Origin of the sequence: Bacillus cereus group sp. MYBK15-3 (assembly GCF_051916765.1) — a bacterium.
Taxonomy (GTDB): domain Bacteria; phylum Bacillota; class Bacilli; order Bacillales; family Bacillaceae_G; genus Bacillus_A; species Bacillus_A cereus.
In genome coordinates this window covers 1-15,731 of the sequence record NZ_JBQAHG010000016.1, presented here as the reverse complement: position 1 = coordinate 15,731, position 15,731 = coordinate 1, and the positions used below count along the sequence as shown (strand labels likewise).

Below are 15,731 nucleotides of genomic sequence, written 5' to 3'. Positions count from 1 at the left end.
CGCAGGTTCAAATCCTGTCCCCGCAACCAAATGGTCCCGTGGTGTAGTGGTTAACATGCCTGCCTGTCACGCAGGAGATCGCCGGTTCGACCCCGGTCGGGACCGCCATTTCATATAAAGAAAAGAACGAAACAAGTTGTTTCGTATTTTTTTATTTGTTTTAACAAAAAACTAATAAAGACAGTCAAACTATCCTTAGGACAACTCCTAAGGACTTTTTTATATATTCAAAACCTGTATAATAAAGAGCAGAGAACATTGTGAGTAAAGTAGGTGAAGTCTGTGAGTAAATATGAAGTAACAACAAAATCTTCTGAGGAAACACAAAGGTTATCAGAAAAACTAGGTGAGCTCGTAGAGGCACAAGATGTAATTATTTTAGAAGGAGATCTTGGAGCTGGTAAGACGACTTTTACAAAGGGACTAGCAAAAGGTCTTGGAGTGAAAAGAGTTGTAAATAGTCCTACCTTTAATATCATTAAAGAATATAAAGGTAGGTTACCGCTATATCATATGGACGTGTATCGCTTAGCAGAAAGTGAAGAGGACTTAGGCTTTGATGAATATTTCTACGGTGAAGGAATTACGGTAGTAGAATGGGCTCATTTAATAGAGGCATATTTACCAAATGAAAAGTTACAAATTAGTTTATTCCATGCTGGAGATGACACAAGAAAAATTATACTCGAGCCAATTGGAGATCGCTATATTAGATTATGTGAGGAGCTATTACAAGATGAAAGTACTAGCAATTGATACTTCAAATTACGTAATGGGTGTATCCCTTATTGAGGAAGGAAACGTAATTGGGGAAATCATTACAAATTTAACAAAAAACCATTCTGTACGTCTTATGCCAGCTGTAGAGAAACTGTTAAAAGAGTGTGGCGTAAAACCGAAGGAATTAACTAAAATCGTTGTAGCTGCTGGACCTGGATCCTATACAGGTGTTCGCATAGGCGTGACAGCGGCGAAAACATTAGCTTGGTCACTTCAAATACCAATTGTAGGTGTATCAAGTTTAGAGGTAGTAGCTGCAAACGGTGCTAACTTTAACGGGTTAATTTGTCCTTTATTTGATGGAAGACGTGGGCAAATTTATACTGGGTTATATACATATGAAGGAGAGCAGTTAACTTCAATAGAAGAAGACCGAATTATTCTTATTGTGGACTGGTTGCAAATGTTAAAAGATAAAGGACAGCCTGTTTTATTTATCGGTAACGATGTTAAATTGCATAAAGAAACAATTATAGAACATTTAGGTGATCAAGCTGTATTCGCTCCATTTACTAAAAATAACCCAAGACCAAGTGAGCTAGCATTCTTAGGATTACAAAAAGAAGAACAAGATGTGCATACGTTTGTTCCAAGCTATCTTCGTTTAGCTGAAGCTGAAACAAAGTGGTTAGAAAGTCAAAACAAGTAGGAGCTTGCAGAAGATGGATATGATATTTAGAAAGATGGAGCTTGATGATATTGCTCAAATTGTAGATATTGAAGAAGCGTCTTTTTCAACTCCTTGGACTGCAGATGCCTTTCACCGTGAATTAACGATGAATGAACATGCACATTATATTGTGTTAGAAAAAGATGGTCGTGTAGTCGGGTATTGTGGATTGTGGATAATTATTGATGAATCACATATAACAAATATAGCTATTTTGCCAGAATACCGAGGTCAAAAGTTAGGAGATGCCCTATTGAAAGCAGTTATTTCTGAAGCGAAAGAACTAGGGGTAAAAACAATGACACTTGAAGTACGTGTATCAAATGAAGTAGCAAAGCAGTTATACAGAAAATACGGATTTCAAAATGGTGGGATTCGTAAACGATACTATGCAGACAATCAGGAAGATGGTCTCGTAATGTGGGTGAATATATAATGGAAAAAAATACGATTATACTTGGTATTGAAACAAGTTGTGATGAAACAGCAGTAGCAGTTGTTAAAAATGGAACGGAAATTATTGCGAATGTCGTTGCATCACAAATTGAAAGTCATAAACGTTTTGGCGGCGTTGTACCAGAGATTGCATCCCGTCATCATGTAGAAGAAATTACAGTTGTGTTAGAAGAAGCTTTAAAGGAAGCAAACATCACATTTGATGATATTGATGCAATTGCTGTAACAGAAGGTCCTGGTTTAGTAGGAGCACTTCTAATTGGAGTAAATGCAGCGAAGGCAGTAGCGTTTGCACATGATATTCCGTTAGTCGGTGTTCATCATATTGCTGGTCATATTTATGCGAACCGTTTAGTAAAAGAAGTTCAATTCCCGTTATTATCACTTGTTGTATCTGGTGGGCATACAGAACTTGTTTATATGAAAGAACATGGTTCATTCGAAGTAATTGGTGAAACACGAGACGATGCAGCTGGAGAAGCATATGATAAAGTAGCTCGTACGTTATCTATGCCATATCCAGGTGGTCCTCATATTGATCGCCTTGCACATGAAGGAGAACCGACAATTGATTTGCCTCGTGCATGGCTAGAACCGGATTCATATGATTTTAGCTTTAGTGGATTGAAATCAGCAGTTATCAACACTGTGCATAACGCAAAACAGCGCGGTATAGAAATTGCGCCAGAAGATTTAGCGGCAAGTTTCCAAGAAAGTGTAATAGATGTACTTGTAACGAAAGCAGCTCGTGCAGCAGAAGCTTATAATGTAAAGCAATTACTTCTTGCTGGTGGAGTAGCTGCTAATAAAGGACTTCGTGCGCGATTAGAAGAGGAATTTGCACAAAAAGAAAACATTGAATTAATTATTCCTCCGCTATCTTTATGCACAGATAATGCAGCGATGATTGCAGCGGCAGGGACAATTGCTTATGAACAAGGTAAGCGTGCAACATTAGCCTTAAATGCAAATCCAGGATTAGATATTGAAGCATAGTTATGCACATAATTAACCACAGGTTGTGGATAAAACCCATATTGTCTGTTGATAATGTGGGTTTTATTGTGTATATAAAATGTTGATAACTTTTTTGTTGATTGTGGATAATGTGGAAAAGTTATTTTAAGGTTTATTTTATAAAGGTGGATATGTGTATAAACTTGTGGATAAATAGGATGATGTCAGACCTTTAAATTTGTTCTTTTTCGGGAAATAAAAAGTAAGAAGATATCTCCGAAAAACATTTTGAAACATCCCCCTATTATAGAAGATGCTAATATTGTCAATTTTTGTCGTTAAATCGATATTTTGTGTCGAATTGTTAATATATATAGGGTTACAATAGATATATTTGAAAAATCGTTGGTATATTCTAAGTTACGATTGATATACTCAAAAATTGTTTCTGTATTAAAAGAAAAAAAGATGTCGCATAGTCAAAAATCCTGACTTATGAGACATCTTCCTTATTTAAATATGCTTATACATGCAGCTCTTCCCATTCTGCCATACAAGTTTCAAGTTGTTCTTGTAGCGTTTGCTTTTTAGTTGTAATTTCACTAGCTTTTTCATAATCTGCATATATTTCTGGTAAGCAAAGTTGATCTTCTAGCGTAGCAATTTCTTCTTCTAATTCTAATATACTTTGTTCTAGCTCTTCAATTTTTCTAGTGCGTTGACGCTCTAGTTTTTTACGCTCTTTTTCTTCTAAATAATTTAATTTCTCTTGTGCAACCACTTTTTGAACAGGAATGTCACTTTCTTGCTGTTCAAGTTCTGCACGTTCAATCATTTCATTTTTCTTTTCAACGTAGTAATCGTAATCCCCTAAATATTCCTGTGCACCTTCTGTTGATAACTCAACCACAGTCGTTGTTACACGGTTAATAAAGTAGCGGTCATGTGAGACGAATAGAAGAGTCCCTGGGTAATCAATTAAAGCATTCTCCAAAATCTCTTTACTATTTAAATCAAGGTGGTTCGTAGGCTCATCTAGAATTAACAAATTCGACTTTTGCATCATAAGTTTTGCAAGAGCTAATCGAGCTTTTTGTCCACCACTAAGAGAAGATACTGGTTTCAGTACATCATCTCCTGTGAATAAAAAATTCCCGAGTATAGTACGGATTTCTTTTTCAGGTTGCAGTGGATATTCATCCCATAATTCATTTAAAACCCGTTTAGAAGATGTTAAGTTTGCTTGTTCTTGATCATAATAACCAACAGATACATTTGATCCGAAAGAAACATCACCATTTAATAGTGGTAACTTATTCACAATAGACTTTAACAATGTGGATTTCCCAATTCCGTTTGGACCAACTAAAGCAACACTATCTCCGCGAGTTAAGCGCATAGTTACATGTTCAATTATAGGGTTCTCATCATAGCCGATGGTTGCATCATTTACTTGTAAAACATCATTTCCACTTTGCTTTTCAATATCGAAGTGGAATGATGCTGACTTAGAATCCCCTAATGGTCTCGTTAATAATTCCATTCTGTCTAGTTGTTTACGACGACTTTGAGCACGTTTCGTTGTAGAAGCGCGAGCTATATTCTTTTGAACGAAGTCCTCAAGTTTTGCGATTTCATCTTGTTGTTTTTCGTAACGTTTCATTTCTTGCTCATATAATGCTGATTTTAAGTCTAAATATTTACTGTAGTTACCAACAAATCGTCTGCTTTCTTTATTCGAAATTTCATATACTTGTGTAACGAGTTTGTCTAAGAAATAACGGTCATGTGAAACGATTAATATTGCGCCAGGATAACCTTGTAAATATTGCTCAAGCCACGTTAATGTTTCGATGTCTAAATGGTTTGTAGGCTCATCCAAAATAAGTAAGTCTGGTTTTGTTAATAATAATTTCCCGAGAGCTAATCTTGTTTTTTGTCCGCCGCTTAAAGTAGAGATCGTCGTCTGGTGCGTTTCAACTGGGAAGCCAAGGCCGCTTAAAATGGAGCGAATATCCGCTTCATATTGATATCCACCTTGATCTTTATAATTGAGTTGCAATTGGTCATAATCAGCTAACAATCTTTCATATGTAGCTTCGTTTGAAAAGTTTTCTTCTTTTCCCATTTCTTGCTCAAGCCTTCGAAGTTTTGTCTCCATTTGCTGTAAGTGGGTAAAGACGGTTAGCATTTCATCCCAAATTGTTAAAGACGTTTCTAGTCCAGTATTTTGAGCTAAATATCCGATTGAGACATCTTTCGGTTTTATAATTTCGCCACCATCATGAGATAATTCACCAGCGATAATTTTTAATAATGTAGATTTGCCTGCTCCATTCCTTCCAACTAATGCGATACGATCTTTTGTTTGTACTTCCAATTTTATGTTTGCAAGAATCGTTTCTGCACCGTATAATTTCGAAAGCGCGTTTACTTGTAATAAAATCAATGTTTTCACCTCAAATAATTTCTTAACTTTGCCATGTTTATATTTCTCAATCATACTAAAAATAGTGTATAGTTTAAAATAAAGAGAGAATACTTCTTCTCTTTATTATACAAGGAATTTAATGAGTGCTAAACTTCTGTATTTGATTAAAGTATATGAATAAAGATAGGAAGAGAGGAGAGGTCATATGGATCAGCAAAAGATTCCACAAGCCACTGCTAAAAGATTGCCTCTATACTATCGATTTATCCAAAACTTATCTCTTTCTGGTAAGCAGCGTGTTTCATCGGCCGAATTGAGTGAGGCAGTAAAAGTAGATTCCGCAACAATACGAAGAGATTTTTCGTATTTTGGAGCGTTAGGGAAAAAGGGATATGGATATAACGTAAATTATTTATTATCATTTTTCCGCGAAACACTTGATCAAGATGATATAACACGTGTAGCACTTATTGGAGTAGGTAATTTAGGGACCGCTTTCTTACATTATAATTTCACGAAAAACAATAATACAAAAATTGAAATGGCATTTGATGTTAGTGAAGAGAAAGTTGGAACAGAAATCGGGGGCATTCCTGTATATCATTTAGATGAATTAGAAGAGAGATTATCAAATGATATACAAGTGGCAATATTAACAGTACCGGCTACAGTAGCACAAGCTGTAGCAGATAGATTAGCTGAAACGAGCGTGCATGGTATTTTGAATTTCACACCAGCGCGATTAAACGTATCAGAGAATATTAGAATTCATCATATTGACTTAGCTGTAGAGTTACAAACATTAGTTTACTTTTTGAAAAACTATCCACAATAAAACGCAGAGGAAGCGACCTCTGCGTTTTATTATTGTTTCTTCTTTGTGAATTTAATTAATATAAGGCGAAGTGCCAAATTAAAATCAATTGTTGCCATAACTGCAAATAGTATTGTCCACATATTCCAGATTGTATCTGTCACGTTCGTAATGGCGAAGCGTGTAAAGATACATCCAAGAAGGAAGTATAGTGCAGCCATGAACAATGGTGAGTTTCTCATACAAAAAATCCTCCGATAAAGCCTTGCATTTTTTCAGCTTCTTTAATCATTTCTTGAATTTGTTCATTGCTCATAAAAATTTGCCCAATAGCGACCAATGTATTCATCGCAACATGAGCTGCAATCGGAACGATAATCCGTTTCGTCTTCACATATAAGAAGGCGAATACGAGCCCCATAGCAGTGTATACCAATAAATGAGTAAAATCAAAATGAATTGCTGCAAATACAAGCGAACTAATGATAGCTGCGATAAAGAAGTTAAACTTCTTATAAAGCGTGCCGAATAGAATTTTTCTAAATACGATTTCTTCTAAGATAGGTCCAATTATAGATACAACAATAAGGAACCAAGGTATCGTTCTTGCGATGTCCATCAGTCTGTCTGTATTCTCAGATCCACGTGGAACCCCAAATACATACATTTCAATCATACCTGCAATGGATTGTGAGATGATTGCTAAGAAGAACCCGATGAAAATCCATCCAATAGTAGCTGGGACAGAAGAGCGCATTGGATCTAAATGCCTGTCACGAATATCTGTTCTAAGTAACCAAAGTACGATACATAATGCAACAAAGAAGCTAATAATTGCCCAGTGTCCCGTTATGATTTGTCCTTTTTCCTCAATGGTAAATCCTCTATTATCGTAGAGTCCTGTTTTTAGGAGAAGTGGTAATCCAACAACGCCGGATAACTGCATTAAAATGTATGTAACGATAATCCACCAGTATTGTTTCTTCAAATGGTTTAACCATCCTTTCTAACTATAGTGTATGAGATAAGTTAGGATAACATGTAAATATGCTACCTACGATATAAACCTCACTTGAATTATGTTTTTTTCGTAAATCCTTATTTGAAATTATAATAGAAGACAGGAGAAAGTTGTGTGTGTAGCGAAAACAACTTAGGGTGTCCTTTCATATTGTAACATACGAGCAGTGGAAACAACGATTCATATAGTAAAGGCAGTATTCTATATAGAAAGTTTATATAGTGATTTGCGAAAAAATTATGATTTTTTTACTTGCAAAAGAAATTGAGATTATTTATTATTATAAGTGTGTTAGCACTCGGGTGACTTGAGTGCTAATAAAAGAAATTTACATAACAAAATGAGGAGGTTATTGTTCATGCTAAAGCCATTAGGTGATCGCGTTGTAATTGAGCTTGTTCAAGCAGAAGAAAAAACAGCAAGTGGTATCGTATTACCAGATACTGCAAAAGAAAAACCACAAGAGGGTAAAGTTGTTGCAGTAGGTACTGGTCGAGTGCTTGAGAATGGTGAGCGTGTTGCTTTAGAGGTAGCAGCAGGTGATCTTATCATCTTCTCAAAATATGCAGGTACTGAAGTGAAATATGAAGGTACAGACTACTTGATTTTACGTGAAAGTGACATTTTAGCAGTTATCGGTTAATTATATAAATCTTAAAAAATCCAAGGGGGTCAATTATTATGGCAAAAGATATTAAATTTAGTGAAGAAGCACGTCGTTCGATGCTTCGCGGTGTCGACACTCTTGCAAATGCAGTAAAAGTAACGCTTGGACCAAAAGGTCGTAACGTTGTACTTGAGAAAAAATTTGGTTCACCACTTATTACAAATGATGGTGTAACAATCGCAAAAGAAATCGAATTAGAAGATGCATTCGAAAACATGGGTGCGAAATTAGTAGCAGAAGTTGCTAGCAAAACAAATGACGTAGCTGGTGACGGAACAACAACTGCAACTGTATTAGCGCAAGCTATGATTCGTGAAGGTCTTAAAAACGTAACAGCTGGTGCGAACCCAATGGGTCTTCGTAAAGGTATCGAAAAAGCTGTTACTGCTGCAATTGAAGAATTAAAAACGATTTCTAAACCAATCGAAGGTAAATCTTCTATCGCACAAGTAGCTGCTATTTCTGCTGCTGACGAAGAAGTAGGTCAATTAATCGCTGAAGCAATGGAGCGCGTTGGTAACGACGGCGTTATTACTTTAGAAGAATCTAAAGGCTTCACAACAGAATTAGACGTAGTAGAAGGTATGCAATTTGATCGTGGATATGCATCTCCTTACATGATTACTGATTCTGACAAAATGGAAGCAGTTCTTGATAACCCATACATCTTAATCACTGATAAAAAGATTTCTAACATTCAAGAAATCTTACCAGTATTAGAGCAAGTGGTACAACAAGGTAAACCACTTCTTATCATTGCTGAAGATGTAGAAGGCGAAGCGTTAGCTACATTAGTAGTGAACAAACTTCGTGGTACATTCAATGTAGTAGCTGTTAAAGCTCCTGGATTTGGTGACCGTCGTAAAGCAATGCTAGAAGATATCGCGATCTTAACTGGTGGCGAAGTAATCACTGAAGAATTAGGCCGTGACTTAAAATCTGCTACAGTTGAATCTTTAGGACGCGCTGGTAAAGTTGTTGTAACGAAAGAAAACACAACTGTAGTTGAAGGTGTAGGAAGCACAGAACAAATCGAAGCTCGCATCGGTCAAATCCGTGCGCAATTAGAAGAAACAACTTCTGAATTCGATCGTGAAAAATTACAAGAGCGTCTTGCAAAACTTGCAGGTGGCGTAGCGGTAATTAAAGTAGGTGCAGCAACTGAAACTGAGTTGAAAGAACGCAAACTTCGCATTGAAGATGCACTTAACTCAACTCGTGCAGCAGTAGAAGAAGGTATCGTTGCAGGTGGTGGTACTTCACTTATGAACGTATACACGAAAGTAGCTTCTATCGTAGCTGAAGGCGACGAAGCAACAGGTATCAACATCGTACTTCGCGCACTAGAAGAGCCAGTTCGTCAAATCGCAATCAACGCTGGTCTAGAAGGATCTGTAGTTGTAGAGCGTCTAAAAGGCGAAAAAGTAGGCGTTGGTTTCAACGCAGCTACTGGCGAATGGGTTAACATGCTTGAGTCTGGTATCGTAGATCCAGCTAAAGTAACTCGTTCTGCACTTCAAAACGCAGCATCTGTTGCAGCTATGTTCTTAACAACTGAAGCTGTAGTAGCTGACAAGCCAGAACCAAATGCACCAGCAATGCCTGACATGGGCGGCATGGGCATGGGCGGTATGGGCGGAATGATGTAATTCCGTTTGTCCTAAAAAACATCCATTTCTATATAGAAATGGATGTTTTTTTATGTTTTTTAGAAAAGGAAATGAATTTCTGTAGAATTTTGTCGCTTTCTCTCTTGACCATATTGATACTTCATTGTTAGAATCTAGGAAGATAATATAAAACGATCCTTCATATATCCTCAATGATATGGTTTGAGAGTCTCTACCGGGTTACCGTAAACAACCTGACTATGAAGGCAGTGTGTCTTATATTTATAAAGAGCGGAGACTATCTTTCTTTATAAAGCCAGACCCCTGCCTTTTCTTTGTTATGAGACTAGAGGCGGAGGACTGGCTTTTTTTATTATATTGGTAATGCTTTTCGCCAAATTGGTGAAAATATTTATATACGAGAACTAACGTTGGGGTGATTATTTTGAAGAAACAACACGATACAATTATCGTTTTAGATTTTGGAAGTCAATACAATCAGTTAATAGCACGTCGAATTCGTGAGTTCGGTGTATACAGTGAACTTCATCCACATACAATTACTGCGGAAGAAATTAAAGCAATGAATCCAAAAGGGATTATTTTCTCTGGTGGACCAAATAGCGTATACGGTGAAGGTGCATTACATTGTGATGAAAAAATCTTTGAACTAGGTTTACCAATCTTCGGTATTTGTTACGGTATGCAGCTTATGACGCAACACTTCGGTGGTAAAGTAGAGCGTGCAAATCACCGTGAGTACGGAAAAGCTGTTCTTAAAGTAGAGAACGAATCAAAATTATATGCGAACCTTCCAGAAGAGCAAGTTGTATGGATGAGCCATGGTGACTTAGTAACTGGTTTACCTGAAGGATTCGTAGTAGACGCAACAAGTGAGTCTTGTCCAATTGCTGGTATGAGCAATGAAGACAAAAACTTATACGGTGTACAATTCCACCCAGAAGTACGTCACTCTGAGCACGGTAACGATTTAATTAAAAACTTCGTATTCGGCGTATGTGGTTGTTCTGAAGGATGGAACATGGAGAACTTTATCGAAGTAGAATTAGAAAAGATTCGTGAAACTGTTGGAGACAAAAAAGTACTATGCGCACTTAGTGGCGGTGTAGACTCTTCTGTTGTAGCAGTATTAATTCATAAAGCAATCGGCGACCAATTAACATGTATTTTCGTTGATCACGGTTTACTTCGTAAAGGCGAAGCAGAAGGCGTTATGAAAACATTTAGCGAAGGCTTCCATATGAACGTTATTAAAGTAGATGCAAAAGATCGCTTCATGGACAAGTTAAAAGGTGTAGAAGATCCAGAACAAAAACGTAAAATCATCGGTAACGAATTCATTTACGTATTTGATGATGAAGCGTCAAAATTACAAGGTATGGACTTCTTAGCGCAAGGTACACTTTACACAGATATCGTTGAGAGTGGTACAGCAACTGCGCAAACAATTAAATCTCACCATAACGTTGGTGGACTTCCAGAAGACATGCAGTTCAAATTAATTGAGCCTTTAAACACGTTATTTAAAGACGAAGTACGTGTATTAGGATCTGAATTAGGAATTCCTGATGAAATCGTATGGCGTCAACCATTCCCAGGACCTGGTCTTGGTATTCGTGTATTAGGTGAAATCACAGAAGAGAAATTAGAAATCGTTCGTGAATCTGATGCGATTTTACGTGAAGAAATTATTAAAGCGGGCTTAGACCGCGAAATCTGGCAATACTTCACTGCACTTCCTGGTATGCGTAGCGTAGGTGTTATGGGTGACGAGCGTACTTACGATTACACAGTAGGTATCCGTGCAGTAACATCTATCGACGGTATGACAGCTGACTGGGCACGTATCCCTTGGGACGTATTAGAGAAAATCTCTGTACGTATCGTAAACGAAGTAAAACACGTTAACCGTATCGTGTATGATGTAACGAGTAAGCCACCAGCAACTATTGAGTGGGAATAGTATTTATAAAAAGGTCCATCTATTGCTTATGCATAGATGGATCTTTTTTATTTTGGTATTAATACGAACGAAACTATAAAAGTTTATGAAAATGTTCGTTTTTAAATTGACAAAACTACTTCGTCGAGTTAATATGATTATGTAATTCAAACGAAAAGTGAATATTATAGCCGTCGTATAATATCGGGGATATGGCCCGAAAGTTTCTACCTAGCTACCGTAAATGGCTTGACTACGAGGCGTTTGTATAAAGATGAGGGGAAACTTGTCTTTGTTTATAGAACGCTTCCATGTATATATGCAATGGAAGCCTTTTTTATTTCTCGGGATAAAAGAGGGCTAGGGTGAAATACGGCGAGTAATCATATAACGGGGGAAACATAGGATGAAACGCTATTTTCAGTTTGATGAGCTCGGTACGAATTATAAGACTGAGTTCATAGCAGGGTTAACGACATTTCTATCTATGGCTTACGTACTATTTGTCAATCCTGCTACGCTGTCGCTTGGAAATGTTAAAGGGTTACCAGCAGGTACAGGGATGGATCCAGGTGCAGTATTCGTTGCTACGGCATTAGCGGCAGCGATCGGTTCGTTAATTATGGGTATTTTCGCGAAGTATCCAATTGCTTTAGCGCCAGGTATGGGAATTAACGCGTTCTTTGCTTATACAGCAGTGTTAACGATGGGTATTCCGTGGCAAACGGCCATTGCCGGAACATTAATGTCAGGTATTATCTTTATTATTCTTACTGCTTCAGGTATTCGTGAAAAAATCATTAATGCAATTCCATCGGAGTTAAAGTTTGCAGTAGCAGCAGGTATTGGATTATTCATTGCTTTCCTTGGATTCCAAAATGCCGGAATTATCGTGAAAAACGATGCGGTTCTTGTTGGGTTGGGGGACTTAACAAAGGGCACAACGTTACTAGCAATCTTCGGGGTTGTTACTACGATCATCTTCATGATTAAGAAAGTTAATGGTGCAGTATTCTACGGTATGATTCTTACAGCGATCTTAGGAGTTGCAACAGGATTAATTGATACTCCGAAAGCTGTGGTGGGAGCAATACCGAGTCTAGAACCAACGTTCGGCGTGGCGTTAACGCACTTCGGAGATATTTTCACAGTTCAAATGGGGATTGTTATTATAACGTTCTTCTTTATCGATTTCTTTGATACAGCAGGTACGCTTGTAGCGGTTGCGAATCAAGCAGGATTAATGAAGAACAATAAATTACCACGTGCAGGAAAAGCGTTATTTGCAGATGCGATTGCAACTGTAATTGGTGCGATCTTGGGTACATCAACAACAACGTCTTACATTGAATCGTCTGCAGGGGTAGCAGCGGGAGGACGTTCTGGATTTACAGCAGTTGTAACAGCAGGATTCTTCTTACTGGCACTATTCTTCTCGCCATTATTAAGTGTTGTAACGCCAGCTGTAACGGCACCGGCTTTAATTATTGTAGGAATCTTGATGGTTTCTTCCTTAGGGGAAATTGATTGGAAAAAATTCGAGATTGCAGTACCAGCATTCTTTACAATTATCTCTATGCCACTTACGTATAGTATCGCAACTGGGATTGCCATTGGATTTATCTTCTATCCAATTACAATGGTTGTGAGTGGTCGTCGTAAAGAGGTTCATCCGATTATGTATGTTATGGGAGTTTTATTCGTACTATATTTCATTTATGTTCGTAAATAAAAGGGGTTTTTTAAAGGTCTAGACTTAAGGGGAGTCTAGACCTTTTTTGCGTCTTCAGAAAATCTTAAGGATTTCCGAGCGTTTTTCTTCAGAAGTTTTCCTATAATAGAAGTTAGGGATTAAAAAAGTGATGGGGGAGATATTGTGGCACACGAAACAATACTTGTCGTAGATGATGAAAAAGAAATTCGGAATTTAATTACAATCTATTTAAAGAATGAAGGATATAAAGTATTACAAGCAGGAGACGGAGAAGAAGGATTACGTCTATTGGAAGAAAATGAAGTACATCTAGTCGTATTAGATATTATGATGCCGAAAGTGGATGGTATTCATATGTGTATGAAGGTAAGGGAAGCGAAAGAAATGCCCATTATTATGCTTTCTGCGAAAACGCAAGATATGGATAAGATTTTAGGGTTAACAACGGGTGCAGATGATTATGTAACGAAACCATTTAATCCGTTAGAGTTAATCGCAAGAATTAAATCTCAGTTACGCCGTTATATGAAAATGAATGGTTTCGCTATACAAAATGAGGACGAGCTAGAAATTGGAGAGATGAAAATAAACATCTCGACCCATAAAGTTATTGTGGACGGAGAAGAAGTGAAACTGACCCCAAGGGAATTTTCAATTCTAGAATTACTAGCTCGTAATCCGGGTATGGTCTTTAGCGCGGAACAAATTTATGAAAAGGTTTGGAACGAAAGATCTTTCCAGTCTGATAATACGGTAATGGTGCATATTCGAAAAGTACGTGAAAAGATTGAGGAGAATCCAAGGAAACCTAGATATATAAAAACAGTATGGGGAGTGGGGTATAAGATTGAAAAAGATATTTAATCCGTTTACTTATATAAGGAAAATAAGAGAATTAATTGAGAAATTAGTAAAGAGCGTACGAAAGAGTATAAGGATTCAATTGATTACTACTTTTGCTGCTTGTGCGTTATTAGGAGTTTTGTCAGCGAAGGGAGCTGCGCCATTTTTTGAGAATGCGAATCGTCAAGCAACTATCGATTATCGGGCTGGTATGGAACAAATTAATCACCAAGCTCAAGGAGCGGCAAATAGTTCGGTTCATGAAAATAAATTAGAAGCTATATCAAATATGATCGAAATGGAGAACCAAAATTTAGAGCAAGGGTCTAGAGCTTTAAAGATATTGGTTACTGATGAAAGTGGTAAAGTTTTATATAAAACAAAGCAAGCGCAAGAAGAGCAAATCGATTTGCATAATACGATTCGTAATGCAGCATCATTTGCGATTAATTATACAGATGGTAGAAATGTATTTGAAAGTACAAGAAAAGAGTTTATATCTTTTTCACCTATTACTATTGAAGGAAAGAATTTGTACATGTTTGTTAGCGGAATTCCAGAGGGAGAGGTAATGTATGATACGAAAGAAGGGCCATTCCCGTTTTTAATTGGTGTTCTTGTATTCATTTTCTCTTTCTTCTATATAACAAAGAGAAAGATGAAGCAGATTGAAGCAATGGCGCAAGGTGTAAAGGAAATAGAAAGAGGCAACTTAGCGTACCGCATTGAGAAAAAAGGTGAAGATGAGATTGCAGCTTTAACTGAGAATATTAATAATATGGCAGAAGAGCTTATGAATAATATAGAAAAGGAACGTAAATTAGAGAAGCAAAAGAATGAGCTTATTACGAATGTATCTCACGATTTACGCACACCGCTGACTTCTATTATGGGCTACTTACGATTACTTCGAGATTCTAAATATGAAAATAAAGAACAACACGATGAGTATACGAGAATTGCTTTTGCAAAGTCGGAGCAGTTAAAAAATTTAATAGAAGATTTATTTGAGTATACGAAGTTAACAAATGAACAAGTTGTATTAGAAAAACAGGAAGTTTGTATGAATGAGCTACTCGAGCAATTAATAGAAGAGTTAGTACCGCAGGCGGAAGAACATGGACTTACGTTTGTTAAGAAGTTTCCTGAGGAACGTGCTTATGCATCGATTGATTCGGAAAAGATGGTTCGTGTATTTGATAATTTACTAATGAATGCGATTAAGTATAGTAAAGATGATGGAGAGATAAAAGTTTCTCTTCAAAGGCAGCGTAGGGATATACAAATTGTAATTGCGAATCATAGTGAAGAGTTTACGAGAGAAGAGTTAGCGAATTTGTTTGAACGTTTCTATAAGAAGGATCAATCTAGAAGTAGAGTAACGGAAGGCTCGGGACTCGGTTTAGCGATTGCGAAAAGTATTGTTGAGTTACAAGGTGGTAGTATTCGAGCGGAATATAGGGAAGGTACTATTCAATTTATCGTTTCGTTACCAACTATAGAAAAATAATAAATGAATAGAATGATATGTGATAAAAAAGGCTTATTTTAAAAGAAATAAGCCTTTTTATATTTTTTATAAAAACATATTGACGATTAGAGCTTAGAGGTGTAATATAGAACAAGTCGCCGATGACAATAGCGTCGCAAGCGACAAACGAAATAAAAAACTTAGTTGACATTAACTAACGAAGATGTTAACATAAGGAAGTCGCAAATGAGCGACCAAGTAGTTCTTTGAAAACTGAACGAAACAAACAACGTGAAACGTCAATTTTTATTTTAGATGCTAGACAAACTAACTT

General features: G+C 37.0%; 14 protein-coding genes, 1 tRNA gene and 2 riboswitches. Of the genes, 12 read left to right on the top strand and 3 right to left on the bottom strand.

Annotation, left to right across the window (positions count from 1 at the left end):
- Positions 1 to 32: 32 nt before the first annotated feature.
- The 5 genes from ACTFR8_RS29995 to tsaD all read left to right on the top strand — a co-directional run bounded on the left by ACTFR8_RS29995 (position 33) and on the right by tsaD (position 2,902).
- A tRNA-Asp gene (locus ACTFR8_RS29995) sits at positions 33 to 108 on the top strand.
- Positions 109 to 282: 174 nt separating this feature from the next.
- Positions 283 to 756, top strand: coding sequence for a tRNA (adenosine(37)-N6)-threonylcarbamoyltransferase complex ATPase subunit type 1 TsaE (gene tsaE / locus ACTFR8_RS29990; protein ID WP_000049642.1), 474 nt, complete (start codon positions 283 to 285; stop codon positions 754 to 756).
- Positions 737 to 1,429 (top strand): tRNA (adenosine(37)-N6)-threonylcarbamoyltransferase complex dimerization subunit type 1 TsaB, encoded by a 693-nt coding sequence (gene tsaB, locus ACTFR8_RS29985; protein ID WP_000865753.1) that lies wholly within the window; start codon positions 737 to 739, stop codon positions 1,427 to 1,429. The genes tsaE and tsaB overlap by 20 nt, the downstream gene beginning before the upstream one ends.
- Before the next feature lie 13 nt (positions 1,430 to 1,442).
- Positions 1,443 to 1,886: a ribosomal protein S18-alanine N-acetyltransferase gene (rimI, locus tag ACTFR8_RS29980; protein WP_044584065.1), complete on the top strand. Its 444-nt coding sequence runs from the start codon at positions 1,443 to 1,445 to the stop codon at positions 1,884 to 1,886.
- Entirely contained in the window at positions 1,886 to 2,902 is a 1,017-nt protein-coding gene (gene tsaD / locus ACTFR8_RS29975) for a tRNA (adenosine(37)-N6)-threonylcarbamoyltransferase complex transferase subunit TsaD (RefSeq protein WP_000414585.1), read from the top strand. The genes rimI and tsaD overlap by 1 nt, the downstream gene beginning before the upstream one ends.
- A gap of 484 nt (positions 2,903 to 3,386) precedes the next feature.
- On the opposite strand, the gene ACTFR8_RS29970 is transcribed toward tsaD, so the two are convergent.
- Positions 3,387 to 5,312 (bottom strand): ABC-F family ATP-binding cassette domain-containing protein, encoded by a 1,926-nt coding sequence (locus tag ACTFR8_RS29970; protein WP_000602145.1) that lies wholly within the window; start codon positions 5,310 to 5,312, stop codon positions 3,387 to 3,389.
- A 187-nt stretch (positions 5,313 to 5,499) separates the two neighbouring features.
- Here ACTFR8_RS29970 and ACTFR8_RS29965 point away from each other — a divergent pair, with 187 nt between their 5' ends.
- The gene (locus ACTFR8_RS29965; protein ID WP_000372699.1) at positions 5,500 to 6,129 is read left to right on the top strand and encodes a redox-sensing transcriptional repressor Rex; all 630 of its coding nucleotides are present in this window, start codon (positions 5,500 to 5,502) and stop codon (positions 6,127 to 6,129) included.
- A gap of 29 nt (positions 6,130 to 6,158) precedes the next feature.
- Here the strand turns inward: ACTFR8_RS29965 and ACTFR8_RS29960 are convergent, their stop codons facing one another.
- Together ACTFR8_RS29960 and ACTFR8_RS29955 are read right to left on the bottom strand one after the other, a co-directional pair.
- Entirely contained in the window at positions 6,159 to 6,350 is a 192-nt protein-coding gene (locus tag ACTFR8_RS29960) for a YdiK family protein (protein WP_001246200.1), read from the bottom strand.
- Entirely contained in the window at positions 6,347 to 7,096 is a 750-nt protein-coding gene (locus ACTFR8_RS29955; protein WP_000745328.1) for a CPBP family intramembrane glutamic endopeptidase, read from the bottom strand. The genes ACTFR8_RS29960 and ACTFR8_RS29955 overlap by 4 nt, the downstream gene beginning before the upstream one ends.
- Positions 7,097 to 7,487: 391 nt before the next feature.
- On the opposite strand from ACTFR8_RS29955, the gene groES reads away from it, so the two are divergent.
- The 6 genes from groES to ampS all read left to right on the top strand — a co-directional run bounded on the left by groES (position 7,488) and on the right by ampS (position 15,436).
- Positions 7,488 to 7,772, top strand: coding sequence for a co-chaperone GroES (gene groES / locus ACTFR8_RS29950; RefSeq protein ID WP_000917311.1), 285 nt, complete (start codon positions 7,488 to 7,490; stop codon positions 7,770 to 7,772).
- 38 nt (positions 7,773 to 7,810) lie between these two features.
- Positions 7,811 to 9,445, top strand: a complete 1,635-nt coding sequence (gene groL / locus ACTFR8_RS29945) for a chaperonin GroEL (protein ID WP_001029993.1) — start codon at positions 7,811 to 7,813, stop codon at positions 9,443 to 9,445.
- A gap of 140 nt (positions 9,446 to 9,585) precedes the next feature.
- A riboswitch (purine riboswitch) is annotated at positions 9,586 to 9,687 on the top strand.
- 164 nt (positions 9,688 to 9,851) lie between these two features.
- Positions 9,852 to 11,390, top strand: a complete 1,539-nt coding sequence (guaA, locus tag ACTFR8_RS29940; RefSeq protein WP_000743913.1) for a glutamine-hydrolyzing GMP synthase — start codon at positions 9,852 to 9,854, stop codon at positions 11,388 to 11,390.
- A gap of 153 nt (positions 11,391 to 11,543) precedes the next feature.
- Positions 11,544 to 11,645, top strand: a riboswitch (purine riboswitch).
- Positions 11,646 to 11,775: 130 nt separating this feature from the next.
- A complete protein-coding gene (locus tag ACTFR8_RS29935; protein ID WP_000833096.1) occupies positions 11,776 to 13,101 on the top strand; it encodes an NCS2 family permease in 1,326 nt (441 codons plus the stop codon).
- A gap of 144 nt (positions 13,102 to 13,245) precedes the next feature.
- Positions 13,246 to 13,947 (top strand): response regulator transcription factor, encoded by a 702-nt coding sequence (locus ACTFR8_RS29930; protein WP_000929884.1) that lies wholly within the window; start codon positions 13,246 to 13,248, stop codon positions 13,945 to 13,947.
- The gene (gene ampS, locus ACTFR8_RS29925) at positions 13,931 to 15,436 is read left to right on the top strand and encodes an aminopeptidase AmpS (RefSeq protein WP_000719212.1); all 1,506 of its coding nucleotides are present in this window, start codon (positions 13,931 to 13,933) and stop codon (positions 15,434 to 15,436) included. Before ACTFR8_RS29930 ends, ampS begins: the two co-directional genes overlap by 17 nt.
- The last annotated feature ends 295 nt before the right edge of the window (positions 15,437 to 15,731 follow it).

Bases quoted from the DNA above. Each gene is read 5' to 3' on its own strand.
- rimI (WP_044584065.1), top strand. From the start codon at position 1,443: ATGGATATGATATTTAGAAAGATGGAGCTTGATGATATTGCTCAAATT.
- tsaB (WP_000865753.1), top strand. From the start codon at position 737: ATGAAAGTACTAGCAATTGATACTTCAAATTACGTAATGGGTGTATCC.
- groES (WP_000917311.1), top strand. From the start codon at position 7,488: ATGCTAAAGCCATTAGGTGATCGCGTTGTAATTGAGCTTGTTCAAGCA.
- tsaD (WP_000414585.1), top strand. From the start codon at position 1,886: ATGGAAAAAAATACGATTATACTTGGTATTGAAACAAGTTGTGATGAA.
- ACTFR8_RS29960 (WP_001246200.1), bottom strand. From the start codon at position 6,350: ATGAGAAACTCACCATTGTTCATGGCTGCACTATACTTCCTTCTTGGA.
- ACTFR8_RS29935 (WP_000833096.1), top strand. From the start codon at position 11,776: ATGAAACGCTATTTTCAGTTTGATGAGCTCGGTACGAATTATAAGACT.
- ACTFR8_RS29965 (WP_000372699.1), top strand. From the start codon at position 5,500: ATGGATCAGCAAAAGATTCCACAAGCCACTGCTAAAAGATTGCCTCTA.
- groL (WP_001029993.1), top strand. From the start codon at position 7,811: ATGGCAAAAGATATTAAATTTAGTGAAGAAGCACGTCGTTCGATGCTT.